The organism is Paraburkholderia aromaticivorans (assembly GCF_002278075.1).
Classification (GTDB): Bacteria; Pseudomonadota; Gammaproteobacteria; order Burkholderiales; family Burkholderiaceae; genus Paraburkholderia; species Paraburkholderia aromaticivorans.
Map to the genome: position 1 here is coordinate 357,800 of NZ_CP022992.1, position 25,722 is coordinate 383,521.

Annotated in this window: 24 protein-coding genes and 5 pseudogenes; 26 read left to right on the top strand and 3 right to left on the bottom strand. The window is 61.4% G+C overall.

Translation table 11 applies throughout. From position 1 onward, the window contains the following. Nucleotides 1-238: 238 nt before the first annotated feature. Nucleotides 239-899: pseudogene (locus CJU94_RS38000) on the bottom strand (IS256 family transposase); the annotation flags it as partial. Between CJU94_RS38000 and CJU94_RS38005 the strand changes: the two are divergent. The 9 genes and pseudogenes from CJU94_RS38005 to rpe all read left to right on the top strand — a co-directional run. Then, a pseudogene (locus CJU94_RS38005) lies at nt 890-1,173 on the top strand (transposase); the annotation flags it as partial. The pseudogenes CJU94_RS38000 and CJU94_RS38005 sit on opposite strands and share 10 nt — an antisense overlap. Before the next feature lie 143 nt (nt 1,174-1,316). Next, nucleotides 1,317-2,807, top strand: a complete 1,491-nt coding sequence (locus CJU94_RS38010; protein WP_095423699.1) for a ribulose-bisphosphate carboxylase large subunit — start codon at nt 1,317-1,319, stop codon at nt 2,805-2,807. Between the two features lie 147 nt (nt 2,808-2,954). Then, nucleotides 2,955-3,383: a ribulose bisphosphate carboxylase small subunit gene (locus tag CJU94_RS38015; RefSeq protein ID WP_095423700.1), complete on the top strand. Its 429-nt coding sequence runs from the start codon at nt 2,955-2,957 to the stop codon at nt 3,381-3,383. 40 nt (nt 3,384-3,423) lie between these two features. Then, nucleotides 3,424-4,437 carry a CbbX protein gene (cbbX, locus tag CJU94_RS38020; protein ID WP_244142344.1) on the top strand — a complete coding sequence of 338 codons (1,014 nt, stop codon included), beginning with the start codon at nt 3,424-3,426 and terminating at the stop codon, nt 4,435-4,437. A gap of 12 nt (nt 4,438-4,449) precedes the next feature. Then, nucleotides 4,450-5,544, top strand: coding sequence for a class 1 fructose-bisphosphatase (locus tag CJU94_RS38025; protein ID WP_095423701.1), 1,095 nt, complete (start codon nt 4,450-4,452; stop codon nt 5,542-5,544). Nucleotides 5,545-5,591: 47 nt separating this feature from the next. Further along, a complete protein-coding gene (locus CJU94_RS38030; RefSeq protein WP_095423702.1) occupies nt 5,592-6,464 on the top strand; it encodes a phosphoribulokinase in 873 nt (290 codons plus the stop codon). Between the two features lie 45 nt (nt 6,465-6,509). Further along, nucleotides 6,510-8,552, top strand: coding sequence for a transketolase (tkt, locus tag CJU94_RS38035; protein WP_095423703.1), 2,043 nt, complete (start codon nt 6,510-6,512; stop codon nt 8,550-8,552). A 30-nt stretch (nt 8,553-8,582) separates the two neighbouring features. Then, nucleotides 8,583-9,620: a class II fructose-bisphosphate aldolase gene (gene fba, locus CJU94_RS38040; RefSeq protein ID WP_095423704.1), complete on the top strand. Its 1,038-nt coding sequence runs from the start codon at nt 8,583-8,585 to the stop codon at nt 9,618-9,620. A 21-nt stretch (nt 9,621-9,641) separates the two neighbouring features. Then, nucleotides 9,642-10,385 carry a ribulose-phosphate 3-epimerase gene (gene rpe, locus CJU94_RS38045; protein WP_095423705.1) on the top strand — a complete coding sequence of 248 codons (744 nt, stop codon included), beginning with the start codon at nt 9,642-9,644 and terminating at the stop codon, nt 10,383-10,385. Between the two features lie 19 nt (nt 10,386-10,404). Here rpe and CJU94_RS38050 read toward each other — a convergent pair. Then, nucleotides 10,405-10,935 (bottom strand): annotated as a pseudogene (locus tag CJU94_RS38050) (ATP-binding protein); the annotation flags it as partial. On the opposite strand from CJU94_RS38050, the pseudogene CJU94_RS38055 reads away from it, so the two are divergent. Then, nucleotides 10,935-11,248 (top strand): annotated as a pseudogene (locus CJU94_RS38055) (thioredoxin domain-containing protein); the annotation flags it as partial. The pseudogenes CJU94_RS38050 and CJU94_RS38055 sit on opposite strands and share 1 nt — an antisense overlap. 28 nt (nt 11,249-11,276) lie before the next feature. Here CJU94_RS38055 and CJU94_RS38060 read toward each other — a convergent pair. Continuing rightward, a pseudogene (locus CJU94_RS38060) lies at nt 11,277-11,792 on the bottom strand (DUF6513 domain-containing protein); the annotation flags it as partial. Between the two features lie 384 nt (nt 11,793-12,176). Between CJU94_RS38060 and CJU94_RS38065 the strand changes: the two are divergent. The 16 genes from CJU94_RS38065 (at nt 12,177) to CJU94_RS38140 (ending at nt 25,677) form a co-directional block, all read left to right on the top strand. Beyond that, complete coding sequence (locus CJU94_RS38065) at nt 12,177-12,446, top strand: phenol hydroxylase subunit (RefSeq protein ID WP_244221173.1); 270 nt, start codon at nt 12,177-12,179, stop codon at nt 12,444-12,446. Nucleotides 12,447-12,533: 87 nt separating this feature from the next. Continuing rightward, complete coding sequence (locus CJU94_RS38070; protein WP_095423706.1) at nt 12,534-13,529, top strand: aromatic/alkene monooxygenase hydroxylase subunit beta; 996 nt, start codon at nt 12,534-12,536, stop codon at nt 13,527-13,529. A 39-nt stretch (nt 13,530-13,568) separates the two neighbouring features. Next, nucleotides 13,569-13,838, top strand: a complete 270-nt coding sequence (locus CJU94_RS38075; RefSeq protein WP_094068166.1) for an MmoB/DmpM family protein — start codon at nt 13,569-13,571, stop codon at nt 13,836-13,838. Nucleotides 13,839-13,860: 22 nt separating this feature from the next. Continuing rightward, a complete protein-coding gene (locus CJU94_RS38080; protein ID WP_094068167.1) occupies nt 13,861-15,420 on the top strand; it encodes an aromatic/alkene/methane monooxygenase hydroxylase/oxygenase subunit alpha in 1,560 nt (519 codons plus the stop codon). Next, on the top strand, nt 15,417-15,773 hold the full coding sequence (locus CJU94_RS38085) for a phenol hydroxylase subunit P4 (protein ID WP_011516093.1): 357 nt from the start codon (nt 15,417-15,419) through the stop codon (nt 15,771-15,773). Before CJU94_RS38080 ends, CJU94_RS38085 begins: the two co-directional genes overlap by 4 nt. Nucleotides 15,774-15,851: 78 nt before the next feature. After that, complete coding sequence (locus tag CJU94_RS38090) at nt 15,852-16,916, top strand: NADH:ubiquinone reductase (Na(+)-transporting) subunit F (protein ID WP_035486329.1); 1,065 nt, start codon at nt 15,852-15,854, stop codon at nt 16,914-16,916. Nucleotides 16,917-16,918: 2 nt separating this feature from the next. Then, nucleotides 16,919-17,275 (top strand): 2Fe-2S iron-sulfur cluster-binding protein, encoded by a 357-nt coding sequence (locus CJU94_RS38095; protein WP_011516091.1) that lies wholly within the window; start codon nt 16,919-16,921, stop codon nt 17,273-17,275. Between the two features lie 17 nt (nt 17,276-17,292). Further along, nucleotides 17,293-18,237, top strand: a complete 945-nt coding sequence (locus CJU94_RS38100; RefSeq protein ID WP_021159336.1) for a catechol 2,3-dioxygenase — start codon at nt 17,293-17,295, stop codon at nt 18,235-18,237. A gap of 21 nt (nt 18,238-18,258) precedes the next feature. Then, nucleotides 18,259-18,708 (top strand): GlcG/HbpS family heme-binding protein, encoded by a 450-nt coding sequence (locus CJU94_RS38105; protein ID WP_011516089.1) that lies wholly within the window; start codon nt 18,259-18,261, stop codon nt 18,706-18,708. A gap of 66 nt (nt 18,709-18,774) precedes the next feature. Next, a complete protein-coding gene (locus tag CJU94_RS38110) occupies nt 18,775-20,286 on the top strand; it encodes a 2-hydroxymuconic semialdehyde dehydrogenase (protein WP_021159335.1) in 1,512 nt (503 codons plus the stop codon). Between the two features lie 2 nt (nt 20,287-20,288). Then, on the top strand, nt 20,289-21,071 hold the full coding sequence (gene dmpE, locus CJU94_RS38115; protein WP_042974940.1) for a 2-oxopent-4-enoate hydratase: 783 nt from the start codon (nt 20,289-20,291) through the stop codon (nt 21,069-21,071). Between the two features lie 78 nt (nt 21,072-21,149). After that, nucleotides 21,150-22,061: an acetaldehyde dehydrogenase (acetylating) gene (locus CJU94_RS38120; protein ID WP_035486339.1), complete on the top strand. Its 912-nt coding sequence runs from the start codon at nt 21,150-21,152 to the stop codon at nt 22,059-22,061. Nucleotides 22,062-22,080: 19 nt separating this feature from the next. Continuing rightward, a complete protein-coding gene (dmpG, locus tag CJU94_RS38125; RefSeq protein ID WP_095423707.1) occupies nt 22,081-23,127 on the top strand; it encodes a 4-hydroxy-2-oxovalerate aldolase in 1,047 nt (348 codons plus the stop codon). Further along, nucleotides 23,124-23,912 (top strand): 2-oxo-3-hexenedioate decarboxylase, encoded by a 789-nt coding sequence (gene dmpH / locus CJU94_RS38130; RefSeq protein WP_095423708.1) that lies wholly within the window; start codon nt 23,124-23,126, stop codon nt 23,910-23,912. The genes dmpG and dmpH overlap by 4 nt, the downstream gene beginning before the upstream one ends. Before the next feature lie 11 nt (nt 23,913-23,923). After that, the gene (locus CJU94_RS38135) at nt 23,924-24,115 is read left to right on the top strand and encodes a 2-hydroxymuconate tautomerase (protein WP_011516083.1); all 192 of its coding nucleotides are present in this window, start codon (nt 23,924-23,926) and stop codon (nt 24,113-24,115) included. Nucleotides 24,116-24,174: 59 nt separating this feature from the next. Then, nucleotides 24,175-25,677: an aromatic/alkene/methane monooxygenase hydroxylase/oxygenase subunit alpha gene (locus CJU94_RS38140; RefSeq protein WP_035480067.1), complete on the top strand. Its 1,503-nt coding sequence runs from the start codon at nt 24,175-24,177 to the stop codon at nt 25,675-25,677. Nucleotides 25,678-25,722: the final 45 nt, after the last annotated feature.

Below are 25,722 nucleotides of genomic sequence, written 5' to 3' on the forward strand. Positions count from 1 at the left end.
GCTCACCTTCGCCCACAAGCTCCACAGCCTCCGACCATGATGAATAAAAATCATGAACTTCAAGATACAAACGGGCGAAAACCGGTCTCTTGGCCCGCTGGCAAGGGGCCGGGAGCATCGAGCGGCATCCAGTATGAACGAAAACGACCAGAAGACGCTTCGGTCATGATCAGTTTGCTTCGAACTCTGGCAAAGTCCCACAGACAGTTGAAGGTTGGGACGGCGGGTGCGGCATAGATTAGGCAACCTTGCGATCATGGTCAATGTTCGATTTCGAGGGCGAACGCTTCAGGGCGGCGGCGAGCACCCAGAGCTCGCTCACGCCGAGGATTTTCCGGAAGTGCTTCTCGGCTTCCAGGAACCCCGCTGCTGCCCAGCGCACCGCCATGTCGGCATCGCGATAGCGCTTCACACGCCCCGCGACACGACGCACCGCGCCGTTGGGGTTCTCGATGAGGTTGGTCGTCGACAGCCCGCGCATGAGCGCCGGCGTCAGGCCCAGCTCGTTCACCGTGAACGTTTCCTCCAGCCCTTCGAGCAGCGCCGCCGAGGCATCCGGGAGCTCGGCCTTGAGCCACGCTGCGTGCGTCTCGAGCTTGGCCATGCCGTCCTTGGCCGGCAGCTTGTAGGCCGCTTTCATGATCGCTGCGGTTTGCGAGATGCATTCTTTGGGCAGGCGATCGAGGACATTGCGCATTGCGCGTGGACACGCCCGTGACCATGATGTCGTGCACGCGCTCGGCGAGCCGCGGATTCTGGTTCAATTGCACGTAGGCGGGGATCGGCACTTCGCCGCCGCCTCGCCGCCGCAGGCGTGGCCGCTCGACGTTCAATTTGCGCTCGTCCATCACGATCTGGCCGCGTTGCGAGCCGTGCCAACGGACTTCGCCTCTCGTACGCAGCCGTCGATTCATCGTCGGTACGAGCCGTTGGGGCGGGCGAAAAACTGGGCCGAACCCCACGGATCGCGCGCGACCGGGTTCCAAACATCACATCCTCGTAGATGCCAACGGGGTGCCGGTCAGCGTGACCCTGACGGGCGCAAACCGCAACGACGTCACTCAACTGCTGCCGCTGGTTGACGCGATTGCGCCGATTCGCGGCACGCGCGGTCGACCGCTTCGCACGCCCAAAGTCATCTACGCTGATCGCGGCTACGACTGGGAGTCGCACTGAATCGCATTCGATCCCTGATAAAGAATTGCTTAAGTTTGCAGAAGAAAATCGTGAATTCCCAATATGCGATGCGTTGCTTACAGTGCAACCCAAGCGCTTCACACCTTTGGCAGCGCGTTCGTCACTTTCGAGGATACGTCATGAACGATTTCAGCAAGGCGGCCGTTGACGCGGCACGCAATCCGCGCGATCCCCGCTCACGCTATGCGGCGGGGGTGATGAAATATCGTGAAATGGGTTACTGGCAACCGGACTACGTGCCGAAGGACACCGACGTGATCGCGCTGTTCCGCATCACGCCGCAAGCCGGGGTCGAGCCGGAAGAAGCCGCGGCCGCGGTGGCCGGCGAATCGTCGACCGCGACCTGGACCGTGGTGTGGACCGACCGGCTGACCGCGTGCGACATGTACCGCGCGAAGGCCTACCGGGTCGAGCCGGTGCCGTCGTCGCGGGCCGACGAGCCGCAGTACTTCGCATATATCGCGTATGAGCTCGACCTGTTCGAGGAAGGCTCGGTCGCGAACCTCACGGCGTCGATCATCGGCAACGTGTTCGGCTTCAAGCCGGTGAAGGCGCTGCGTCTCGAAGACATGCGCATACCTGTTGCTTACCTGAAGACGTTCCAAGGGCCGCCGACGGGTATCGTGGTCGAACGCGAACGGCTCGACAAATACGGGCGTCCGCTGCTCGGCGCGACGGTCAAGCCCAAGCTCGGCTTGTCGGGCAAGAACTACGGACGGGTCGTGTATGAAGGGCTCAAGGGTGGACTCGACTTCCTCAAGGACGACGAGAACATCAACTCGCAAGCTTTCATGCACTGGCGCGACCGGTTCCTGTTCGCGATGGAAGCGGTCAATCGCGCGCAAGCCGAGACAGGCGAGGTCAAGGGGCACTACCTGAACGTGACCGCCGGCACGATGGAGGAGATGTACAAGCGCGCCGAATTCGCGAAGGAGCTCGGTTCGTGCATCGTGATGATCGACCTCGTGATCGGCTGGACCGCGATTCAGTCGATGGCGCGCTGGGCTCGCGACAACGACATGATCCTGCACCTGCATCGCGCCGGTCACAGCACGTACACGCGGCAGCGCAACCACGGCATTTCGTTCCGCGTGATCGCGAAATGGCTGCGCATGGCCGGTGTCGACCACGCTCACGCGGGGACGGCTGTCGGCAAGCTCGAAGGCGATCCGCTGTCGGTGCAGGGCTACTACAACGTGTGCCGCGAATCGCACAACGCAGTCGACCTGTCGCGCGGGATCTTCTTCGAACAGCCGTGGGCCGGCTTGCGCAAGGTGATGCCGGTTGCGTCGGGCGGTATCCACGCAGGGCAGATGCACCAGCTGCTCGACCTGTTCGGCGACGACGCGATCTTGCAGTTCGGCGGCGGCACGATCGGCCATCCGGGCGGCATCCAGGCGGGCGCGATCGCGAACCGCGTGGCGCTCGAAGCGATGGTGAAGGCGCGCAATGAAGGGCTCGACATCGTCAACGAAGGGCCGGACATTCTCGAAGCCGCCGCGCGCTGGTGCACGCCGCTCAAGCAGGCGCTCGACACGTGGAAGGACGTGACCTTCAACTACGAGTCGACCGACACGCCGGACTTCGCCACCACGCCGACGGCGGCGTAAGCGCGGGGCGTTTCGGTTCCAGCGAGCAGTCGCTTCACATCCCCGATGCCAGCGGACGCAGTGGGCCGCACTGCTGCGGATGCTGTTGCATCGGTTGTCCGACGCTTAGGTCGTTTTCAAGCATTACATGAACCAATGAGGTCTGCCATGCGAATCACACAAGGGACGTTTTCCTTCCTGCCGGATCTGACCGACGAAGAAATCGGCTTGCAGATCGACTACGCGCTGCGCCAGGGCTGGGCGTGTTCGATCGAATTCACCGATGACCCCCACCCGCGCAACACGTATTGGGAGATGTGGGGCCTGCCGATGTTCGACCTGCACGATGCGGCAGGCGTGCTGCAAGAGGTGAAGGCATGCCGCGCGGCACGTCCGAATCACTACATCAAGGTCAATGCATTCGATTCGACGCGCGGTTTCGAGACGATGCGTCTGTCGTTCATTGTCAACCGGCCCGCCGACGAACCGGGCTTCCGCCTCAATCGCGAGGAAGGATGGGGCCGCACGCAGCGCTACAGCTTGACGAGCTACGCGGGCGACCGGCCGGCAGGGGAGCGCTACGGCGCGACCCGTTGAGCGGCACTTTTGCGATGCGAATCACGACAAGGGGATCACGATGACCGTCGATGCCACACTGGACAGGCTGTCCGCCACGCAAACCGATGCACCGGAGGCGCCGGGCGAGCCGTCGCGCGTCGATCTCGCGGCGCTCTATCGTGACTCGGGCATCGGCGACGTGCTGGCGGAACTCGATCGCGACCTGGTCGGTCTCGTGCCCGTGAAGACGCGCATTCGCGAAATCGCTGCGCACTTGCTGGTCGAGCGTGCGCGCGAGTCGCTCGGCCTCGCGAGCGGCGCGCCGACGCTGCACATGTGCTTTTCAGGCAATCCGGGCACCGGCAAGACCACTGTCGCGCTCCGGATGGCCGAGGTGCTGCACCGGCTCGGCTACATTCGCCGCAATCACCTGGTGTCGGTCACGCGCGACGATCTCGTCGGCCAGTACATCGGCCACACCGCGCCGAAGACGCGCGATGTGCTCAAGCGGGCGATGGGCGGGGTGCTGTTCATCGACGAAGCGTACTACCTGTATCGCCCGGAGAACGAGCGCGACTACGGACAGGAAGCGATCGAGATCCTGCTGCAGACGATGGAGAACCAGCGCGACGATCTCGTCGTGATCCTCGCGGGTTATGAGTCGCGCATGGAAACCTTCTTCCAGAGCAATCCGGGCTTCCGGTCCCGGATTGCGCACCACATCACGTTTCCGGACTACAACGAAGCGGAACTGCTCGAGATCGCCGAGCGCATGCTCGCAACGATGCACTACCGTTTTGATGCCGACTCGCGGCTCGCTTTCTCGGACTACCTCGCGCGCCGTATCCGGTTGCCGAACTTCGCGAACGCGCGTTCGGTGCGCAACGCGCTCGACCGCGCGCGGCTGCGTCAGGCGAACCGCCTCTTCGAGACCGCGCTGCAAGGGCGCGCGCCGACCGACACGGCCGCGCTGACGCTCCTTACCGCGGCCGACATTCGCGCGAGCCGCGTGTTCGACGAGCGCGCTCCCGAGCTTGATTTCCCGCGTGCCGGCCACGACACGTCGCCACCGGACCGAATTCAAAACACCTAGTAGGAGAGTGCCATGCAAGACGGACGTACGACTCTTTCGAAGTACCTGATCGACACGCTCGATCGCCAGCCTTCGCCCGTCGCGGCTACCGGACTCTCGGCGCTGCTCATCGACGTCGCCGCCGCGATCAAGACGATTTCGGCAACGCTCACCAAAGGCGCGCTCAGCGGCAACTACGGTTCGGCGCAAAGCGTCAACACGCACGGCGAGGAACAAAAGAAACTCGACGTCGCGACGAACGAGATCTTCGTCCAGCATTGCGAGTGGGACGGCTTGCTGGCCGCGATGGTCTCGGAGGAAATGGACACCGTCTATACGATTCCGTCGACCTACCCGCGCGGCGAATACCTGCTCGCCTTCGATCCGCTCGACGGCTCGTCGAACATCGACATCAACGGCGTGGTCGGCTCGATCTTCTCGGTGCTGCGCCGCACCGGCGATCAGGAGGCGCCGGTGAGCGAAGCCGACTTCCTGCGCCCGGGCCATGAGCAGGTCGCAGCGGGCTACGCGATCTACGGACCGTCGACGATGCTCGTCCTGTCGGTCGGCAACGGCACGCACGGGTTCACGCTGGAGCGCGACGTCGGCAACTTCGTGCTCACGCATTCGGATATCCGGATCCCGGAGGACACTGGCGAGTTCGCGATCAATGCGTCGAACGAACGCTTCTGGGAGCCGCCGGTGCGCCGTTATGTGCAGGAATGCAAGGACGGCCGCAGCGGCTGCCGCGAGCGCGACTTCAACATGCGCTGGATCGCGTCGATGGTCGCCGAGGTGCATCGCATCCTGATGCGCGGCGGCGTGTTCCTGTATCCGCGCGACTTCCGGACGCCGCAGATGGAAGGCCGCCTGCGGCTCCTGTACGAAGCGAACCCGATGAGCTTTCTGGTCGAGCAGGCGGGCGGCGTCGCGATCACCGGGCGCGAGCGCATCTTCGATGTCGCTCCGCGCGCGCTGCACCAGCGCGCGCCGGTGATTCTCGGCTCGAAAAACGAAGTGGAACGCATCCAACGCTATCACAGCGAATACGACCGCGGCGAGGACAAGCCGTACACGTCGCCGCTGTTCAACAAACGCTCGCTATTTCTGCCGGAAGCGTCGACCTGATGAATCCGCGAATCACAGAACCCTTATAAATACCCGGAGACAAGCGCATGTCAGTCAAACACCCGATTATCGCGGTGACCGGTTCGAGCGGTGCCGGCACCACGACCGTCATGAAGAGCTTCACGCATATTTTCAGGCGTGAGGGCATCAACGCGCAGATCATCGAGGGCGATGCGTTTCATCGCTACGACCGCAAGGGAATGCGCGAGGCAATGAAGCAGCGCGAGCGCGACGGCGTGCTCAATTTCAGCCACTTCGGGCCGGAGGCGAACCTGCTCGAAGAGCTGGAGGAGCTTTTCGCCACCTATGGCAGGAGCGGCACCGGCCGGTTTCGCCGCTATATCCACGACGAAGCCGAGGCCGCGCTCTACGAGCAGGAAGCCGGCACGTTCACGCCGTGGGAAGACATCGCGGCCGGCACCGACCTGATGTTCTACGAAGGGCTACACGGCGCGGCGGTGACCGACAAGGTCAACATCGCCCAGCATGTGGACCTGCTCGTCGGCGTCGCGCCGATCATCAACCTCGAATGGATTCAGAAGCTGCACCGCGACAAGACGATGCGCGGTTACTCGCAGGAAGCGGTGGTCGATACGATCCTGAGACGGATGCCCGACTACGTGAACTACATCTGTCCGCAGTTCTCGCGCACGCACGTCAACTTCCAGCGCGTGCCGACCGTGGATACGTCGAACCCGTTCATCGCCCGCGAGATTCCGCAGGCCGACGAGAGCTTTGTCGTGATCCGCTTCGCGCGGCCCAAGGGCATCGATTTCCCGTATTTGCTGACGATGCTGCACGATTCGTTCATGTCGCGCCCGAACGTGATCGTGGTGCCGGGCGGCAAGATGGGCCTTGCGATGCAGCTCATCTTCACGCCGATGATTCTTCAATTGATGGACCGGCGTGCACGGGCTTGATGTGCGTCGACCGCGTTTCGCTCACCTTGTAGATGGAGGCATCCGATGAATGCCGTCGTAGAACCTTCCGCAACGCCCGCCACGCGGCTGATGGCCAACGCGCTGCGCATGCTCGCGATCGATGCGGTCCAGCAGGCAAACTCCGGCCATCCCGGCATGCCGCTGGGGATGGCCGAGATCGCCGTCGCGCTGTGGGGCCGGCACCTGAAACACAACCCGCGCAATCCGCACTGGCCGGACCGCGACCGCTTCGTCTTGTCGAACGGCCACGGTTCGATGCTGCTGTACGGGTTGCTGCATCTGACCGGCTATGACCTGCCGATCGACGAATTGAAGCGCTTCCGGCAGTTGCACAGCAAGACGCCGGGGCACCCCGAGGTCGGCGTGACGCCCGGCGTCGAGACGACGACGGGGCCGCTCGGGCAGGGTCTCACGAACGCCGTCGGCATGGCGCTCGCGGAAGCGCTGCTCGCGCGGGAGTTCAACCGGCCCGGACATACGATCGTCGATCACCACACGTACGTGTTCGTCGGCGACGGATGCCTGATGGAGGGGATCTCGCACGAGGCGGCGTCGCTTGCGGGAACGTTGAAGCTCAACAAGCTGATCGTGCTGTACGACGACAACGGCATTTCGATCGACGGCCACGTCACGCAGTGGTTTGCCGACGATACGCCCGCGCGTTTCGCCGCATACGGCTGGAACGTCGTGCGCGACGTGGACGGGCACGATGTCGATGCGGTCGATCGCGCGTTGAGCGACGCACGGGCCGCGAGCCGGCCGACGCTGATCTGTTGCAAGACCGTGATCGGCCAGGGTTCGCCGTCGAAGGCGGGCACCCACGACGTGCACGGCGCGCCGCTAGGCGCGGACGAAATCGCCGCGACGCGCCGCGCGCTCGACTGGCCGCATCCGCCCTTTGAAATTCCCGCGGCCGTGCGTGAGTTGTGGGACGCCAGCGCGCGCGGCGCCGCCGCCGAAGCGGCGTGGACCGAGCGCTTCGAAGCGTACCGCAAGCACTTTCCGAACGAGGCCGCCGAGTTCGAGCGCAGGATGCGCGGCGCATTGCCCGCGCACTGGCGCGACGCGGTGCGTTCGATGGTGCGCGACGCGAACCGCAACGCCCAGTCGATCGCCACGCGCAAGGCGTCGCAGCAGGCGATCGAAGCACTGGCGCAAGCGTTGCCCGAGCTGCTCGGCGGTTCGGCCGACCTGACGGGCTCGAACCTCACCGACTGGAAAGCCGCCGTCTCGGTACATGCCGACGATGCGGGCCTCAAAGGCGGCAACTACCTGCACTACGGCGTGCGCGAATTCGGGATGAGCGCGGTGCTCAACGGGATCGCGCTGCATCGCGGCTACATCCCGTTCGGCGGCACGTTCCTGACGTTCTCCGACTACTCGCGCAATGCGCTGCGGATGGCCGCGCTGATGAAGACGCGTTCGATCTTCGTCTTCACGCACGATTCGATCGGCCTCGGCGAAGACGGGCCGACGCACCAGTCGGTCGAACATGCGGCGAGCCTCAGGCTGATTCCCGGCCTCGATGTCTGGCGGCCCTGCGACACGGTGGAGACTGCGCAGGCGTGGGCGTGCGCGGTCGAACGCGACGGCCCGTCGTGCCTGTTGCTGAGTCGCCAGAACCTGCCGTTCGTCACGCGCAGCGACGTGCAGATCGACGCGATCGCGCGGGGCGGCTACGTGCTGCGCGACTGGCCGGATGCAACGGCCATGAAACGCGTCGTCCTGATCGCGACGGGCTCGGAGGTCGCGCTCGCGCTCGACGCCGTCGCGCCGCTCGCAGAGGCCGGCGTGGCCGCGCGCGTCGTATCGATGCCGTCCACCACCGTGTTCGACCGGCAGTCGCGCGCATGGCGCGACGCGACGCTGCCGCCGGGCGTGCCGCGCGTCGCCGTCGAAGCGGGCGTGACTTCGTTCTGGCGGCAATACGTCGGGCTCGAAGGCGGTGTGGTCGGGGTCGACACGTTCGGCGAATCGGCGCCCGCCGCCGCGCTGTTCGCGCATTTCAACGTCACCGTGCAAGCCGTCGTGGACGAAGCTCGCCGCGTCGCGCGCGGTGCGCAATGACAGTTTCCGATTGATCTCGAGGAGTTTGTGATGGCCTTCATCGCACTGCGTCAACTGCTGGATCATGCGGCGGAGCACGGCTACGGCGTGCCCGCTTTCAACGTCAACAACATGGAGCAGGTTCACGCGATCATGCAAGCCGCCGAAGCGACGCGCAGCCCGGTGATCCTGCAAGCGTCGGCGGGGGCGCGCAAGTATGCGGGCGAGCCGTACCTGCGCCATCTGGTGCTCGCCGCGCTCGAAGCGCATCCGGATATTCCGCTCGTGCTGCACCAGGATCACGGCGCGAGCCCTGCGGTGTGCCAGCAGGCGATCCGTTCCGGGTTCACGTCGGTGATGATGGACGGCTCGCTGATGCCCGATCAGAAAACGCCCGCGCCATACGAGTACAACGTCGACGTCAGCAGCCGCGTGGTCGAGGCCGCGCATGCGGTAGGCGTGTCGGTCGAAGGGGAATTGGGCTGTCTCGGCTCGCTTGAAACCGGGCAGGCCGGTGAAGAGGACGGCGTGGGCGCCGAGGGCACGCTGTCGCGCGAAGACCTGCTCACCGATCCCGTGCAGGCACAGGAATTTGTCGAAGCCACGGGCGTCGATGCGCTGGCGATCGCGATCGGCACGTCGCACGGCGCGTACAAGTTCAGCCGCCAGCCGACCGGCGACATTCTCGCGATCGACCGCATCGTCGAGATTCACGAGCGGATTCCGAACACGCATCTGGTGATGCACGGCTCGTCGTCGGTGCCGCAGGAGTGGCTCGCGGTGATTCGCGAATACGGCGGCGAGATTCCGTCGACGTACGGCGTGCCGATCGAGGAGATCCAGCGCGGCATCAAGCACGGCGTGCGCAAGGTCAACATCGATACCGACATCCGGCTCGCGATGACCGGCGCGATGCGCAAGTCGTTTGCCACCGCGCGCTCGGAGTTCGATCCGCGCAAGGCGCTCAAGGCCGCGACGGAGGCGGCGCAGAGCGTGTGCGTCGAGCGCTTCGAGGCGTTCGGCTGCGCGGGGCAGGCGGACCGGATCAAGCCGCTGCCGCTCGACGCGATGGCGCGCCGCTATCACTGACGATATCGACCGGAGACGACGATGCGCGAATTCCTGATTGCGCCTTCGCTGCTGTCGGCGGATTTCGCGCGCCTCGGCGACGAAATCGGCGAAGTGGTGGACGCGGGTGCGGACTGGATCCATCTCGACGTGATGGACAACCACTATGTACCGAACCTGACGGTCGGGCCACTCGTGTGCGAGGCGATCCGGCCGCATACGAAGGTTCCGCTCGACGTGCACCTGATGGTGACGCCAGTCGACGCGCTCGTCACGGCATTCGCCGAGGCGGGCGCGGACCTGATCAGCTTTCATCCGGAGGCTTCGCTGCACGTGCATCGGACGATCGCCCTCATCAAGGCGAGCGGCGTGCGTGCGGGGCTCGCGCTCAATCCGGCCACGCCGCTCTCCGTGCTCGATCACGTGCTCGAGATGCTGGATTTCGTGCTGGTGATGTCGGTCAATCCCGGTTTCGGCGGGCAGGCGTTCATTCCGGGCACGCTCGAGAAACTGCGGGCATTGCGCGAGAAGGTCGACGCGACGGTGCAGCGTACCGGGCGGCCGGTGCTGATCGAAGTCGACGGCGGCGTGAAGGCGTCGAACATCGCGGACATCGCACGGGCGGGCGCCGATGTGTTCGTCGCCGGCTCAGCGGTATTCGGCGCTGACGACTACGCCGCGGCGATCGGCCAGATGCGCGACGAGCTGGATGCCGTGAACAATCGTCCCTCGGCGGGCAGTTCAAATTCCCTTACTTATGGGCACGTAAATTCCCCCACCCCGTGAAGCAGGACAAGATCGTTATTTAGCTCTCTTTGTTTTTCGCGCAAGGGTTTGTTTCGGCGCCCTCCTTGAGACGATAGCTAAGTCCGTCAAACGCGAGCAGGTGGCAGTGGTGCATGAGCCGGTCGAGGATCGTGGCGCTCATCGTGTTATCGCCGAGATAGATGCCCCAGTCCTGCACGACCCGGTTGGACGTGACGACAACCACGCTGCGGTGCAGCTGTAGCGTTGATGGATGAGCGTTTGCAGCAACGCGCCCGCATCGTCGGGGATCGTGCGCGAGAGGAACAGGTTGTCGAGCACGAGCAGATCGCACTCAAGGGTGGCCCGTAGCCTCGTTTCGCGCTAGGCCGGTGGGCTCAGTGCGTAGCGGTTAAAGAAGTCACTGGTCTCGATGTATTGCACCTTTTGGCCGTGCCAGACGGCCTGAAATGCTACTGTCTTCGCCACGTGCTCTTGCCTGTGCCAGTTTTGCCAATGATCAGCGCATTCTCGCCGGTGGCCACGAACTTCAGGGTATGCAGCTGGGGAAACAGGCTTGCCGCGGCAGCTTCGTTCGAGCAAATGGCGGCGCTTGCGGCCAACTGGCAATTGCCGTTTCCGTATTTGTACGACGAGACTTGTACGACGAGACGCAGCAGGTCGCGCGCGCGTACGGCGCGGTCTGCACGCCCGAGTTATTCGGCTTCGATGCGGATTTGCGCCTGCGGTATCGCGGGCGGCTGGATGCGTCGCGCAAGGAGGCGATTCCCGACGCGCGCCGCGAGCTGTTCGAAGCGATGCAGCAGATTGCGCAAACCGGAACCGGGCCCGAGGCGCAGTATCCGGCGCTCGGGTGCTCGATCAAGTGGAAGGACGCGGCGTGAGATTGCCGGGCACGGCCCGGCATCGCGCTCAACGCTTTTTCATCGTCGTGCCGGGCCCGCACCACGCGTTCTGATCCTCTTCCGGCCGGTCCGCCGCGCAGCCCCGATCGAGCGGCTGGTCCTGGTCGAAGCGCTTGCCGAGCTGCCACGCGATCTGCGCGCGGGCGAGCTGTACACCGATGTAGAACGCGTGACCGCCGTCGGTATCGAGCTTCAGGCGGGGATATAGCTCGAACGGATCGCTTGCCGTCCAGTGGCCGTCGCGGTTGTACACGTGAACGCCGTCGGCGGCGGCCTGCACGCGGAAATTCGGATCGCGCACGGCCTGCGCAAAGTCGTCGATCTCATCGGCGCTGTACGGAAACGGACGTCTTGCATGGACCGCCGCGAGACCGCTCGAAATGCCTTTCGGCAACTCCTGCGCTTCGCGCGCCGCATCCATCACGCGGCGCGCCACGTCGGCTTCGCGCACGGCGCGCCGCGCGTGCGGGCTCACCGACGTCATGTTCGCCGCGCTCACGCGCAATTCGGTCACGATGCCGATCTGCCCCATATCAGCAATTGCTGGGATGTGCATTTCAGAAATTTCTGATCTGAGCGACCTGCGCCCCTTTCCTGGTTCGCGAATTTTATGACAGCACCCCAGAGATTTTTCGATGTGCGATTGCACAATGAGCTTGACCTCGTTCGCCGGCACCTCCGTAGATACCCTGTGTTGTATCGATTCTGTGTGACGGTTGTGCGTCCTTCGGTTTGTGCCTGGCAGAAGGCGGCGCCCAAACGCAGGAAGCATCTGGCCGTTTAACGCAGGATGCTTGGAACGAATTACGACAGATGACGATCCCGCAGCAGCTCACCTGTAAATGCATTGCTGCAAAGCAGCAATAATGGCTCATTGCTGCCGATGGCACGGGGCTTGCATTGAGATATGAAAACACAGAATCGTGAAAACACAGAATCGGAGACACAGGCGATGCACAAGCAAGCAGCCCTTGAGGCGGAACCCGGGTTCGATCCGAACCTCAGGTTTGTCAGCGTTACCGCCATCAACACACAGGGATTCGTCCAGTTCGAATTTTCAGTCGGCACCCCCGAGCTCTGTGTCGAGCTCATGCTGCCCGTTGCTGCGTTCGAAGAATTTTGCCTCGCGCAGAAGGTGACGCGATTGGATGCCTTCGGCGAGATTGTGCGGCATTGATTTGCTTGTGAGCAGCGCCGAGCAGCCTGATGAAGCGCGCCTAGTCTGATCGCATCCCATCCCGGTTCACAACCACAGGAGCAGTTAATGACCATCGAATTGAAGACGCGGGAAATCAAACCACTGCGTCACACCTACACGCACGTGGCTCAATACATCGGAGCCGATAAAGCCGCTTCGCGCTATCAGGAAGGCACTGTAGGTGCTCAACCGGCAGCGAATTTTCATTACCGGCCCACGTGGGATCCCGAGCATGAACTGTTCGACACGTCGCGCACCGCGATCCAAATGAAGGACTGGTATGCGCTGAAAGACCCGCGTCAGTTCTACTACGCGTCGTGGACGATGACCCGAGCGCGGCAGCAAGACGCGATGGAATCCAACTTCGAGTTTGTCGAGTCGCGCGGCATGATCGATCTCGTTTCCGATGAGGTTCGACAACAGGCGCTTTCCGTTCTCGTGCCTTTGCGCCACGCGGCCTGGGGCGCGAACATGAACAACTCCCAGATCTGTGCCCTGGGTTACGGCACGACCTTCACTGCGCCGGCTATGTTCCACGCAATGGACAATCTGGGTGTAGCGCAGTATCTCACACGACTGGCGCTGGTAATGTCCGGACCCGATCTTCTTGACGAAGCCAAGCAAGCCTGGATGACGAGTCCCGATTGGCAACCGTTGCGTCGTTATGTGGAAAACACTCTGGTGCTGCAAGATCCGGTGGAACTGTTCGTCGCCCAGAATCTGGCGCTCGACGGTCTTCTTTATCCCATGATCTACGGCGCTTTCGTCGACGATTACATCACACTCAACGGTGGTAGCGCAGTGGCAATGCTAACCACTTTCATGCCCGAGTGGCATGACGAATCCAGTCGCTGGGTCGATGCGGTAGTGAAGACCATGGCGGCCGAATCGGAGGATAACAAAGCGCTGCTCATTCACTGGTTGCGTACCTGGGAAGATCAGGCGGCGTCAGCGTTGTTGCCTGTCGCTGAAATGGCTTTGGCGGAAAACGGCCACGACGCCTTGGAAGAAGTAAGGCAGCGACTTCGTGCCCGCGTTGCGAAGGCCGGGATTGTTCTGTAACCGCTAATTTATATTCCTGACCGTCATAGAGGAATGTTCATGTCTAACGTATTTATCGCGTTTCAGGCTAACGAGGAGTCTCGACCGGTGGTGGAGGCGATTCTCGCTGATAACCCTAATGCGGTCGCCACAGAATCGCCTGGCATGGTGAAGATCGATGCGCCCGGGCATCTCACAATAAACCGTCAAAGCATCGAAGACCGGATCGGCATGAAGTTCGATCTCCAGCAAATCCACATCAACCTGATCACCTTGTCCGGATATATCGACGAGGATGACGAACAGTTCACGCTGAGCTGGAAACACTGAACACGGCAAAGAGGAAATTGAAATGGACACTTCTGTGCAGAAGAAGAAACTCGGTTTAAAGGATCGCTACGCAGCGATGACCCGCGGACTTGGCTGGCAGACGAGCTACCAGCCGATGGACAAGGTGTTCCCGTACGACAAGTACGAAGGCATCAAGATCCACGATTGGGATAAATGGGAAGACCCCTTCCGCCTGACCATGGACGCCTACTGGAAATATCAGGGCGAGAAGGAAAAAAAGCTTTACGCCGTCATCGACGCTTTCGCGCAGAACAACGGGCAGTTGAGCATTTCCGACGCGCGCTATGTCAACGCACTCAAGGTGTTTATCCAGGGTGTGACACCGCTGGAGTATATGGCACACCGAGGTTTTGCCCACGTTGGTCGGCATTTTACGGGTGAAGGGGCGCGTGTTGCTTGCCAGATGCAGTCCATCGACGAGCTGCGTCACTTCCAGACCGAAATGCATGCTCTCTCGCACTACAACAAGTATTTTAACGGCCTGCACAACTCCATCCATTGGTACGACCGGGTCTGGTATTTGTCGGTGCCCAAGTCATTTTTTGAAGACGCGGCCACCGGTGGACCGTTCGAGTTTCTTACTGCGGTGAGCTTTTCGTTCGAATATGTGTTGACCAACCTGCTGTTTGTCCCCTTCATGTCGGGTGCTGCTTACAACGGGGACATGTCGACGGTCACCTTCGGTTTTTCGGCGCAAAGTGACGAATCGCGCCACATGACACTCGGCATCGAATGCATCAAGTTCATGCTGGAACAGGATCCGGACAACGTGCCCATCGTGCAGCGCTGGATCGACAAGTGGTTCTGGCGCGGCTATCGGCTGTTGAGCATCGTGGCCATGATGCAGGACTACATGCTGCCTAACCGGGTGATGAGCTGGCGCGAGAGCTGGGAGATGTACGTCGAGCAGAACGGCGGCGCGCTGTTCAAGGATCTTGCGCGTTACGGCATCCGTAAGCCCAAGGGCTGGGACCAGGCTTGCGAAGGCAAGGACCACATCAGCCATCAGACCTTCGCCGTGTTCTATAACTATAACGCCGCGGCCCCCATCCACACCTGGGTTCCCACAGAAGAAGAAATGGGGTGGCTGTCGGAGAAGTACCCCGAGACGTTCGACAAGTATTACCGTCCGCGTTGGGACTACTGGCGCGAGCAGGCCGCCAAGGGCAACCGTTTCTACAACAAGACGCTGCCGATGCTCTGCACTACCTGCCAGATTCCGATGATATTCACCGAGCCTGGCGACGCAACCAAGATCTGCTATCGCGAGTCGGACTACCTCGGCGACAAGTATCACTTCTGCAGCGACCACTGCAAGGAGATTTTTGACAACGAACCCGAGAAGTTCGTGCAGTCATGGCTTCCGCCGCAGCAAGTGTATCAAGGAAACTGTTTCAAGCCGGATGCCGATCCGACCAAGGAAGGTTTCGATCCCTTGATGGCCTTGCTCGACTACTACAACCTGAATGTAGGCCGGGACAACTTCGATTTCGAGGGGTCGGAAGACCAAAAGAACTTTGCTGCCTGGCGTGGAGAGGTCTTGCAAGGAGAAGCCAAATGAGCGTTGTTGCCCTCAAACCCTACAAGTTCCCGGCACGAGACGCGCGCGAAAACTTTCCGGCGCCGTTGCTGTTTATCGGCTGGGAAGACCATCTGTTGTTTGCGGCACCAGTTGCCTTGCCCCTGCCGTCGGACACGTTGTTCGGTGCGCTGTGCACCCAGGTGTTGCCCGGCACTTATGGCTATCACCCCGATTTCTCAAAAATCGACTGGAGCCAGGTGCAGTGGTTTAAGTCCGGCCAGCCGTGGCATCCCGACCCGGCGAAGTCGCTGGCTGAAAACGGTCTGACGCACAAAGACGTGATCCGCTTTCGCACGCCTGGCTTGAACGGTCTGAGCGGTTCCTGCAATTGAGATTGCGTCATGGCAGCGCAATCACACCGCAGCCGAAGTTACAGGCCGCGGTGTGATTGGCCTCCGGCGATTTGAACAATGACCTATCAACTCAACATTCAGCCCCTGGGTGCCACCATTGAGGTGGAGGAAGGGCAAACTATACTCGACGCGGCCTTGCGCCAAGGCATTTACATTCCGCACGCGTGTGGTCACGGGCTATGTGGAACCTGCAAGGTGCAGGTGTGTGACGGAGAAGTCGATCTCGGCGATGCGAATCCCTTCGCGCTGATGGACTTCGAGCGCGAGGAGCGCAAGGCGTTGGCCTGCTGTGCCACCTTGCTCGATGATACGACCATCGAGGCCGACATCGAGGAAGACCCGGACGCCGAAGTCATCCCGGTCGAGGATTTCAATGCCGAGGTGACACGCATCGAGCAACTCACACCGACGATCAAAGCCGTCTTCCTGAGACTCGATCAACCGATTCATTTTCAGGCGGGTCAGTACGTGCAACTTGAAATTCCCGAGTTGCGCCAGACACGGGCGTTTTCCATTGCCAATTCACCTGCGGACGTCGCAGCAACGGGGGAGATCGAGCTCAATATTCGCCGGGTTCCGGGAGGACAGGGCACGGGTTACATCCATGAACAACTGGCGGTGGGGAACATTCTGCACGTGACGGGTCCCTATGGCCGGTTTTTCGTGCGCAGGTCAGCCGACCAACCCATGGTTTTCATGGCAGGTGGTTCAGGCCTGTCGAGCCCTCGGTCGATGATTATCGACTTGTTGCAAAGCGGATGGAGCAGGCCTATCACTCTGGTCTATGGCCAGCGCAATGAGGCAGAACTGTATTACGACGAGGAGTTCCGCGAGCTCAGCCAGCGGTATTCGAACTTCAGCTACGTGCCGGCACTATCGGAAAAAGCAGAAGGTGCGACGCATCCCTTGGCGCAGGGTTTCGTTCACGAGGTCGCCAAGGCTCATTTCCAGAACAACTTTTCCGGCCACCAAGCCTATTTGTGCGGGCCGCCGGCGATGATCGACGCCTGCGTCACGACCCTGATCCAGGGCCGGTTGTTCGAACGCGACATCTATTTTGAGAAGTTCATTTCCGCAGCCGATGCCCAACAAGTACGCAGTCCGCTTTTCAAGAGGGTGTGATCGTGACTACTCAGGACGGGAAGGTCTACGTGACCGTCAAGCAGACCGGCGAGCGTTTCAGCTGCGCTCTCGGTGAGTCTCTGCTTGCCGGCATGGCACGCCTTGGGCGTCGCGGCATACCAGTTGGTTGCCTTAGCGGCGGGTGCGGGGTGTGTAAGGTCGCGGTGTGCAGAGGCAGCGTGCGCAAAACTGGAGCAATGAGCCGTGCGCACATTTCCGAGGCGGAAGAAGCGCAAGGTGTGGTGCTGGCGTGCCGGGTGGCGCCCACTGATGATGTAGAACTGGAGGTGGTCGGCAAGATGCAAAAGCCCTTTTTCAAAGGGTTGAGCTTTCAGGTAGCCCAAGATTCAACGAAATAAGCCGAAGGAGATAGACCATGGGTGTGATGCGAATCGGCCATGCCAGTCTGAAAGTGATGGACATGGCGTTGGCAATCAAGCACTACGAAAACGTCCTGGGAATGAAAAGGACGATGGAGGACGAACATGGAAACGTGTACCTCAAGTGCTGGGACGAATGGGACAAGTACTCCGTTATTCTGACGCCGTCCGATCAAGCAGGGCTCAACCATGTCGCCTACAAGGTTGAGCACGATGCCGACCTGGACGCGCTGCAAAAGCGTATCGAAGCCTATGGCTTCAAGACACAAATGCTCCCCGAAGGTACCCTTCCTTCGACCGGTCGTATGCTGCAGTTCAACCTGCCGAGCGGACATGAGATGCGTCTGTTTGCGACGAAGGAATATGTGGGCACCGGAGTCGGAACGACCAATCCTGACCCGTGGCCCGATGACGTCAAGGGGGCAGGCGCCCATTGGCTGGATCACTGCCTATTGATGTGTGAACTCAATCCGGAGACGGGCGTGAATCGGGTGGCGGAAAATACCCGGTTCATGAAGGAATGCCTGGGCTTTTATCTGGCTGAGCAAGTTATGGTAGGTCCGGATAGTAGCATTCAGGCTGCAACGTGGATGTTCCGCACGTCCACGCCGCACGACATCGCTTTCGTAGGTGGGCCTCGCAATGGTTTGCACCACATTGCCTTCTTCCTCGACTCGTGGCATGACGTACTGAAATCGGCTGACGTCATGGCCAAGAACAAGGTCAAGATCGACGTGGCGCCGACGCGCCATGGGATTACCCGCGGGGAGACGATCTATTTCTTCGATCCAAGTGGGAATCGCAACGAGACCTTTGCCGGCCTGGGCTACCTCGCTCAACCTGATCGGCCTGTGACGACCTGGACGGAAGAGCATCTCGGCAGCGGCATCTTCTATCACACCGGTGAGTTGGTCCAGTCATTCACCGAGGTTTACACCTGACTGCCACGCAGGAGATAGCACATGACTCAGGCTGACTCACTTCATAGCGTCGAGGCGCGGCTGATCAACTGGCCTGCGGCTAACCGCGTCGTCGAGGCAGCTGCGCTGCACGCGCAGCGCCTCGGCGTATGCGTGAACATCGCGGTGGTCGATGTGGCGGGGAATCTTGCCGCGTTTCTGCGCATGCCTGGAGCGCCGTTGCACTCCATCGAGATCGCCATCGACAAGGCATACACGGCAGCCAGTTTCGGCTTACCGACCAGTCGGTGGAGTGAGGCCTTGCTGAGTCATTCCGAAGCGGTCCGCCAAGGCATCGTGCGAAGGCCCCGCTTCATCGCCTTCGGCGGTGGTTTGCCGATTGTTGAAAGTGGCCATCGCATCGGGGGTATTGGCGTGTCTGGCGGTACCGAAGAGCAGGACGAGCACTGTGCGCAAGCCGGATTGAGCCTGCTAGGTCTAACTCAAACCTGAATCTTTCCGGAAAGTCGACTGCCGCCGCGACCACATTTGCCTAACAAGGAAGTTTACTGAAACATCATGCTGATTACCGATCCCCAAGCGACCGCGAGCACTGGAAACCAGTCCGTCGCTCGTGCTAAAGAAATCCACAACTTCATCAACGGCGAATATGTGCCGGGTCAGCGTTGGTTCGAGAAGCGCTCGCCGTTGAACAACGCGGTCATTGCCAAGGTGGCCGAAGCCGGCCGTGCCGAAGTCGACGCGGCGGTGGCTGCGGCGCAGGCCGCGCTCAAGGGAGCATGGGGGCGCATGAGCTTGGCCCAGCGCGTGGAAGTGCTGTACGCGGTGGCCGACGGCATCAACCGTCGTTTTGACGACTTCCTTGCCGCTGAGGTAGAGGACACGGGCAAGCCTATGAGCCTGGCGCGGCATGTGGACATTCCGCGTGGGGCGGCCAATTTCAAGATCTTCGCCGATGTGGTGAAGAACGTGCCCACTGAGTTTTTTGAAATGCCTACACCGGATGGTGTCGGGGCGATCAACTACGCCATGCGTCGACCGGTCGGGGTGGTCGGGGTGATCTGTCCATGGAACCTGCCGCTGCTGCTGATGACCTGGAAAGTCGGCCCAGCGCTGGCCTGTGGCAACACCGTTGTGGTCAAGCCCTCCGAAGAGACGCCGCAGACCGCTGCATTGCTGGGCGAAGTGATGAACGCGGCGGGCGTGCCGCCAGGGGTCTACAACGTCGTGCACGGCTTCGGCCCCAGCTCCACCGGCGAATTCCTCACCACCCACCGCGGCATCAACGCCATCACCTTCACCGGTGAAACCCGCACGGGTGCGGCCATCATGAAGGCCGCGGCTGACGGTGCGCGCCCCGTGAGTCTGGAGATGGGCGGCAAGAACGCTGCCATCGTGTTTGCCGATTGCGACTTCGACGCCGCCATTGAAGGCACGCTGCGCTCGTGCTTCGCCAACTGTGGCCAGGTCTGCCTGGGTACGGAGCGGGTATATGTCGAGCGCCCTATCTTTGATCGTTTTGTCTCCGCGCTCAAAAAAGGCGCTGAAGGCATGCAGCTCGGCCGCCCGGAAGATCCGGCCACCGGCATGGGCCCGCTGATTTCGCAAGAGCATCGTGACAAGGTGCTGTCGTATTACAAGAAGGCGGTTGAAGCGGGCGCGACGGTGGTGGCGGGCGGCGGTGTACCCGATATGCCGGACGCGCTCAAAGGCGGCGCGTGGGTACAGCCCACCATCTGGACGGGCTTGGGCGACGACTCGGTGATTGCCCGCGAGGAGATCTTCGGCCCTTGCGCGCTGGTCATGCCATTCGACAGCGAAGAAGAGGTGATCCGCCGTGCCAACGATAACGACTACGGCCTGGCCACGGCGATCTGGACCACCAATCTGTCGCGTGCGCACCGCGTGGCGGGGGCCATCGAGGTCGGCATTGCGTGGGTGAACTCCTGGTTCCTGCGCGATTTGCGCACGCCGTTCGGCGGGGCCAAGCAGTCGGGTATCGGGCGCGAGGGCGGAGTCCACTCGCTGGAGTTCTACACGGAACTCAAAAACGTTTGCATCAAATTGTGATCATGGACAAAACTCAAATCACCGAGCTTGGCGACGCCCTGTATCAGGCACTGACCACGCGAACCGTGCTCGATCCGCTGACCGAGCGCCACCCCGATATGACGATCGAGGACGCCTATCACATCCAGCAGCGCATGATCGAGCGTCGTGTGCAGGCTGGTGAAACCATCATCGGCAAGAAGATCGGCGTGACGTCGGCGGCCGTGATGAACATGCTTGGCGTGTATCAGCCGGATTTCGGCTACATGCTCGACGGCATGATCTACAACGAAGGGCAGTCGATCGAGATCGGCACGCTGATTCAGCCCAAGGCCGAAGGCGAGATCGCGTTCATCCTCAAGAAAGACCTGATGGGGCCGGGGGTGACCAACGTGGACGTGCTGGCGGCGACCGAATGCGTGATGCCGTGCTTTGAAATTGTCGATTCGCGCATCCGCGACTGGAAGATCAAGATTCAGGACACCGTGGCGGACAACGCCTCCTGTGGCGTATTCGTGCTGGGTGATCACGCGGTCGATCCACGCAAGCTCGACCTGACGCTGTGCGGCATGGTGATGGAGCGTAATGGCGAGATTATCGCCACGGGCTGCGGCGCGGCGGCACTGGGCTCACCGGTCAACGCCGTGGCCTGGCTGGCCAACACGCTGGGGCGTCTGGGCATTGCACTCAAGGCGGGCGAGGTGATCTTGTCCGGCGCGCTGGCGGCGATGTTCCCGGCCAAGGCGGGCGACAGTTTCCGCGTCAGTATTGGCGGTCTGGGCGGTTGTTCGGTCCGGTTTCACTGAACGCGCCCGGCCAGGCACCACGCCCGGCCGTTGTCGGATGCCGTGCGTAAAAGTCATTTTTATAGGAAGGACAAGGTCATGAAAAAGATCAAATGTGCGCTGATCGGACCAGGCAATATCGGCACCGATCTGCTGGCCAAGCTCAAGCGCAGCTCGGTGCTGGAGCCGGTGTGGATGGTGGGCATCGACCCGGAATCGGAAGGGCTGAATCGAGCCCGTGAGCTCGGCATCAAAACCACGGCGGAAGGTGTCGACGGGCTGCTGCCGCATGTGCTGGCCGATGGTGTGCAGATCGCGTTTGATGCCACCAGTGCATATGTTCACGCGGAAAACGCGCGCAAGCTTAACGCGCTGGGCGTGATGATGATCGATCTGACGCCGGCGGCAATTGGCCCGTACTGCGTACCGCCGGTCAATTTGAAAGGGCACCTGGGCAAACGCGAGATGAATGTAAACATGGTCACCTGTGGCGGGCAGGCCACCATTCCGATGGTCGCTGCGGTCTCGCGCGTGCAGCCGGTGGCATACGCAGAAATCGTCGCGACCGTATCGAGCCGATCGGTGGGGCCCGGCACGCGCAAAAACATTGACGAATTCACGCGGACCACGGCCGGCGCGGTGGAAAAGGTGGGGGGCGCGAGGAAGGGCAAAGCCATCATCATCATCAACCCGGCGGAGCCTCCGCTGATGATGCGCGACACGATTCATTGCCTGACCGAAAGTGAGCCGGATCACGAGAAGATTACCGAGTCGATTCACGCGATGATCAGGGAAGTCCAGAAGTACGTGCCCGGTTACCGGCTGGTCAACGGCCCGGTGTTTGACGGCAAGCGTGTGACGGTCTTCATGGAGGTGGCGGGCCTGGGGGACTATCTGCCCACGTACGCCGGCAACCTGGACATCATGACCGCTGCCGCGGCCCGGACCGCCGAGATGTTTGCCGAAGAGATGATTGCCGGCAATCTCACGCTCGAACCGGTTGTCGCTTGAGCCGTCAAGGAGAACAGAGATGAACCTGCAAGGAAAAAAAATCACCGTCCACGACATGACGTTGCGTGACGGCATGCATCCGAAGCGCCATTTGATGACGCTGGAGCAAATGAAAAGCATCGCCTGCGGCCTGGACGCAGCCGGGATCCCCCTGATTGAAGTCACGCACGGCGATGGCCTGGGCGGCTCGTCGGTCAACTATGGCTTTCCGGCCCACAGCGATGAAGAATATCTGGGGGCCGTGATCCCGCTCATGAAGCAGGCCAAGGTCTCGGCTTTACTGTTGCCGGGCATCGGCACCGTCGATCATCTGAAGATGGCCAAGGAGCTTGGCGTGCACACCATCCGGGTGGCTACGCACTGCACCGAGGCTGACGTGTCAGAGCAGCACATTGCCCTGGCGCGCAAGCTTGAGATGGACACGGTGGGCTTCCTGATGATGGCGCATATGAACAGTCCTGAAGGGCTGGTCGGGCAGGCAAAGCTGATGGAGTCGTACGGCGCCAACTGTGTCTACATTACCGATTCGGCTGGCTACATGCTGCCCGATGATGTCAGGGCCCGCCTTGGCGCGGTGCGTGAGGCGCTCAAGCCGGAGACGGAACTGGGCTTTCACGGCCACCACAATCTGGCGATGGGGATCGCCAACTCCATTGCGGCCGTTGAGTGTGGCGCCACCCGCATCGACGCCGCCGCGGCTGGTCTCGGTGCGGGTGCGGGCAACACGCCGATGGAGGTGCTGGTCGCCGTATGCGACCGAATGGGGATTCAGACCGGAGTGGATGTGTGGGCCATTCAGGACGTGGCCGAAGACCTGGTCGTGCCGATCATGGACTTCCCCATCCGGATCGACCGCGACTCGCTCACCCTGGGTTACGCCGGGGTCTACGGGTCGTTCCTGCTGTTTGCCAAGCGCGCCGAGCAAAAGTATGGCGTACCGGCGCGCGAGATCCTGGTCGAGCTTGGGCGCCGGGGCATGGTCGGTGGCCAGGAAGACATGATTGAAGACACGGCCATCACGCTGGCCAAAGCGCGTGCGTCAAAGGCGCAGAAGGTGGCGGCATGAAACTGGATCGCACCACCATTGCGCGCCTTGCAGAGCACCTCGAGAACTGCGAGCTCCACGCGCAAGACACGCTCAAGATCACCGATGAGCATCCCGAGATGGATTGGGATGACGCTTACGCGATCCAGGACGAGATTCGCCGCCGCAAGCTGGCCCGCGGCGGGAAGATCGTTGGGCTCAAAGCGGGGCTGACCTCGCACGCCAAAATGAAGCAGATGGGGGTTGAGAGCCCTGTCTTCGGCTTCATGGCCGACTATTACGCGATCCCCGATGGCGGCACGTGCAAGACCGAGGCGCTGATCCATCCCAAGGTCGAGCCGGAAATCGCCTTTGTTACCAAAGCGCCGTTGAAAGGCCCGGGCTGTCATATTGGAGCGGTGCTGGCGGCGACTGACTTCGTGATGCCGGGCATCGAAGTCATTGACTCGCGCTACCGCGATTTCAAGTTCGATCTCAAAAGTGTGGTAGCGGACAACACGTCGGCCGCACGCTTTGTGGTGGGTGGGCGCGCACTGCCAGTGTCTGAGGTGGATCTGCGCACCGTCGGCATCGTGCTGGAGAAAAACGGTGAGCCGGTTGCGTTCGGGGCGGGCGCCGCGGTGCTGGGCCACCCGGCCGCGGCGATTGCGATGCTGGCCAATCATCTGGGCGCGCGTGGCGAGGAGATTCCGGCGGGCAGTTTGATTCTGTCAGGGGGGATCACGGAGGCCATTGCCGTGCGAGCGGGGGATGCCATCGCCCTGCGGGTGCAGGGGATGGGCGGCACCGGTTTGCGCTTCGTTTAAAGGAGATAGCCATGCCGATTGCGCAGCTGTACATCATCGAAGGCCGCGATGCGGAAAAGAAGGAGCGGCTGATCGCCGAGGTCACCGAGGCGATCCATCGCGCGATTGATGCGCCGGTGGAGTCCATCCGCGTGCTCATTACCGAAATGCCGAAAGAACACTTTGGAATCGCGGGTCAAAGCGCCAGGAAGCGAGGGCGTTAGGACGTTATGTGTGTGGTGTGTTGAGGGCCAGTTGGCCTTAGAAATTATGGAGACTGAAAATGGCTTTGTTAAATCGGATGGACTGGTACGACCTTGCCAGGACGACTAACTGGTCGCCGAAGTACGTCACGGAGAGCGAGCTTTTTCCGCCCGAGCTCAGTGGAGATCACGGCATTCCCATGGAAAAGTGGGAGACCTACGACGAACCATACAAGCAGACTTACCCGGAGTATGTCAAAGTCCAACGCGAGAAGGACGCTGGCGCGTACTCCGTGAAGGCCGCGCTCGAGCGCAGCCAGATCTATGAAAGATCTGATCCGGGTTGGCTTACGGTGATGAAGCAGCATTATGGTGCCATTGCCCTCGCCGAATATTCCGCCTCGAGCGCCGAAGCGCGGATGATGCGCTTCTCCAAGGCACCGGGCATGCGCAATATGGCGACCCTGGGAAGTATGGACGAAATTCGTCACGGTCAGATCCAGCTCTACTTTCCTCATGAGCACGTCTCGAAAGACCGTCAGTTCGACTGGGCTGCCAAGGCCTTCCATACCAACGAATGGGCAGCGATTGCCGCACGTCATTTCTTCGATGACATCATGATGACGCGCGACGCGATCAGCGTCGCCATCATGCTGACCTTCAGCTTTGAAACCGGCTTCACCAACATGCAGTTTCTTGGGCTGGCGGCAGACGCTGCGGAGGCCGGGGATCACACATTCGCCAGTCTGATCTCGAGTGTGCAGACCGACGAGTCGCGCCATGCACAGATCGGCGGTCCAACGCTCCAGATTCTGATCGAGAACGGCAAGAAAGCCGAGGCCCAGAAAAAGGTTGACATCGCTTTTTGGCGCGCGTGGAGGCTGTTTTCGGTGCTGACTGGGCCGGTGATGGACTACTACACCCCGCTCGAGCATCGCAAGCAGTCGTTCAAGGAGTTTATGCAGGAATGGATTGTTGCGCAGTTTGAACGCGCACTGAGCGATCTGGGGCTCGACAAGCCTTGGTATTGGGACACGTTCCTGCAGCAGCTCGATCAGCAGCATCATGGCATGCATTTGGGCGTCTGGTATTGGCGTCCTACCGTCTGGTGGAACCCGGCAGCCGGCGTCACGCCCGCAGAACGGGATTGGCTGGAAGAAAAATACCCTGGCTGGAACGACACCTGGGGCCAGTGCTGGGATGTGATCATCGACAATCTGGTCGACGGGAACATCGCGCAAACGTACCCGGAGACGTTGCCGATCGTGTGCAACATGTGCAACCTGCCGATCAATTACACGCCGGGCAACGGGTGGGCCGTGCAGGATTATCCGCTCGAATACAACGGCAGGCTGTATCACTTCGGCTCGGAGCCGGATCGGTGGTGCTTTGAGCAGGAGCCGGAGCGTTATGCGGGCCATATGACTTTGGTGGACCGTTTCCTGGCTGGCTTGGTGCAGCCGATGGATCTGGGGGGCGCATTGGCTTACATGGGTCTGGCACCCGGCGAAATCGGTGATGACGCCCACGGCTACTCATGGGTGGACATTTACAAGAAGATGCGCATGAAGAAGGCAAGTTGAGCACTGCTGCCTGAAGAGCCGGTGGTATGACCACCGGCTCAACCA

Excerpts from the sequence above, each read along its gene's own strand:
- CJU94_RS38015 (WP_095423700.1), top strand. The coding sequence starts at position 2,955 with ATGCGAATCACACAAGGGACGTTTTCCTTCCTGCCGGATCTGACCGAC.
- CJU94_RS38135 (WP_011516083.1), top strand. The coding sequence starts at position 23,924 with ATGCCGATTGCGCAGCTGTACATCATCGAAGGCCGCGATGCGGAAAAG.
- CJU94_RS38010 (WP_095423699.1), top strand. The coding sequence starts at position 1,317 with ATGAACGATTTCAGCAAGGCGGCCGTTGACGCGGCACGCAATCCGCGC.
- CJU94_RS38070 (WP_095423706.1), top strand. The coding sequence starts at position 12,534 with ATGACCATCGAATTGAAGACGCGGGAAATCAAACCACTGCGTCACACC.
- CJU94_RS38065 (WP_244221173.1), top strand. The coding sequence starts at position 12,177 with ATGAAAACACAGAATCGTGAAAACACAGAATCGGAGACACAGGCGATG.
- CJU94_RS38025 (WP_095423701.1), top strand. The coding sequence starts at position 4,450 with ATGCAAGACGGACGTACGACTCTTTCGAAGTACCTGATCGACACGCTC.
- CJU94_RS38075 (WP_094068166.1), top strand. The coding sequence starts at position 13,569 with ATGTCTAACGTATTTATCGCGTTTCAGGCTAACGAGGAGTCTCGACCG.
- CJU94_RS38100 (WP_021159336.1), top strand. The coding sequence starts at position 17,293 with ATGGGTGTGATGCGAATCGGCCATGCCAGTCTGAAAGTGATGGACATG.
- CJU94_RS38120 (WP_035486339.1), top strand. The coding sequence starts at position 21,150 with ATGAAAAAGATCAAATGTGCGCTGATCGGACCAGGCAATATCGGCACC.
- fba (WP_095423704.1), top strand. The coding sequence starts at position 8,583 with ATGGCCTTCATCGCACTGCGTCAACTGCTGGATCATGCGGCGGAGCAC.
- CJU94_RS38105 (WP_011516089.1), top strand. The coding sequence starts at position 18,259 with ATGACTCAGGCTGACTCACTTCATAGCGTCGAGGCGCGGCTGATCAAC.
- dmpE (WP_042974940.1), top strand. The coding sequence starts at position 20,289 with ATGGACAAAACTCAAATCACCGAGCTTGGCGACGCCCTGTATCAGGCA.
- CJU94_RS38030 (WP_095423702.1), top strand. The coding sequence starts at position 5,592 with ATGTCAGTCAAACACCCGATTATCGCGGTGACCGGTTCGAGCGGTGCC.
- CJU94_RS38090 (WP_035486329.1), top strand. The coding sequence starts at position 15,852 with ATGACCTATCAACTCAACATTCAGCCCCTGGGTGCCACCATTGAGGTG.
- dmpH (WP_095423708.1), top strand. The coding sequence starts at position 23,124 with ATGAAACTGGATCGCACCACCATTGCGCGCCTTGCAGAGCACCTCGAG.
- CJU94_RS38140 (WP_035480067.1), top strand. The coding sequence starts at position 24,175 with ATGGCTTTGTTAAATCGGATGGACTGGTACGACCTTGCCAGGACGACT.
- CJU94_RS38085 (WP_011516093.1), top strand. The coding sequence starts at position 15,417 with ATGAGCGTTGTTGCCCTCAAACCCTACAAGTTCCCGGCACGAGACGCG.
- rpe (WP_095423705.1), top strand. The coding sequence starts at position 9,642 with ATGCGCGAATTCCTGATTGCGCCTTCGCTGCTGTCGGCGGATTTCGCG.
- tkt (WP_095423703.1), top strand. The coding sequence starts at position 6,510 with ATGAATGCCGTCGTAGAACCTTCCGCAACGCCCGCCACGCGGCTGATG.
- cbbX (WP_244142344.1), top strand. The coding sequence starts at position 3,424 with ATGACCGTCGATGCCACACTGGACAGGCTGTCCGCCACGCAAACCGAT.
- dmpG (WP_095423707.1), top strand. The coding sequence starts at position 22,081 with ATGAACCTGCAAGGAAAAAAAATCACCGTCCACGACATGACGTTGCGT.
- CJU94_RS38110 (WP_021159335.1), top strand. The coding sequence starts at position 18,775 with ATGCTGATTACCGATCCCCAAGCGACCGCGAGCACTGGAAACCAGTCC.
- CJU94_RS38080 (WP_094068167.1), top strand. The coding sequence starts at position 13,861 with ATGGACACTTCTGTGCAGAAGAAGAAACTCGGTTTAAAGGATCGCTAC.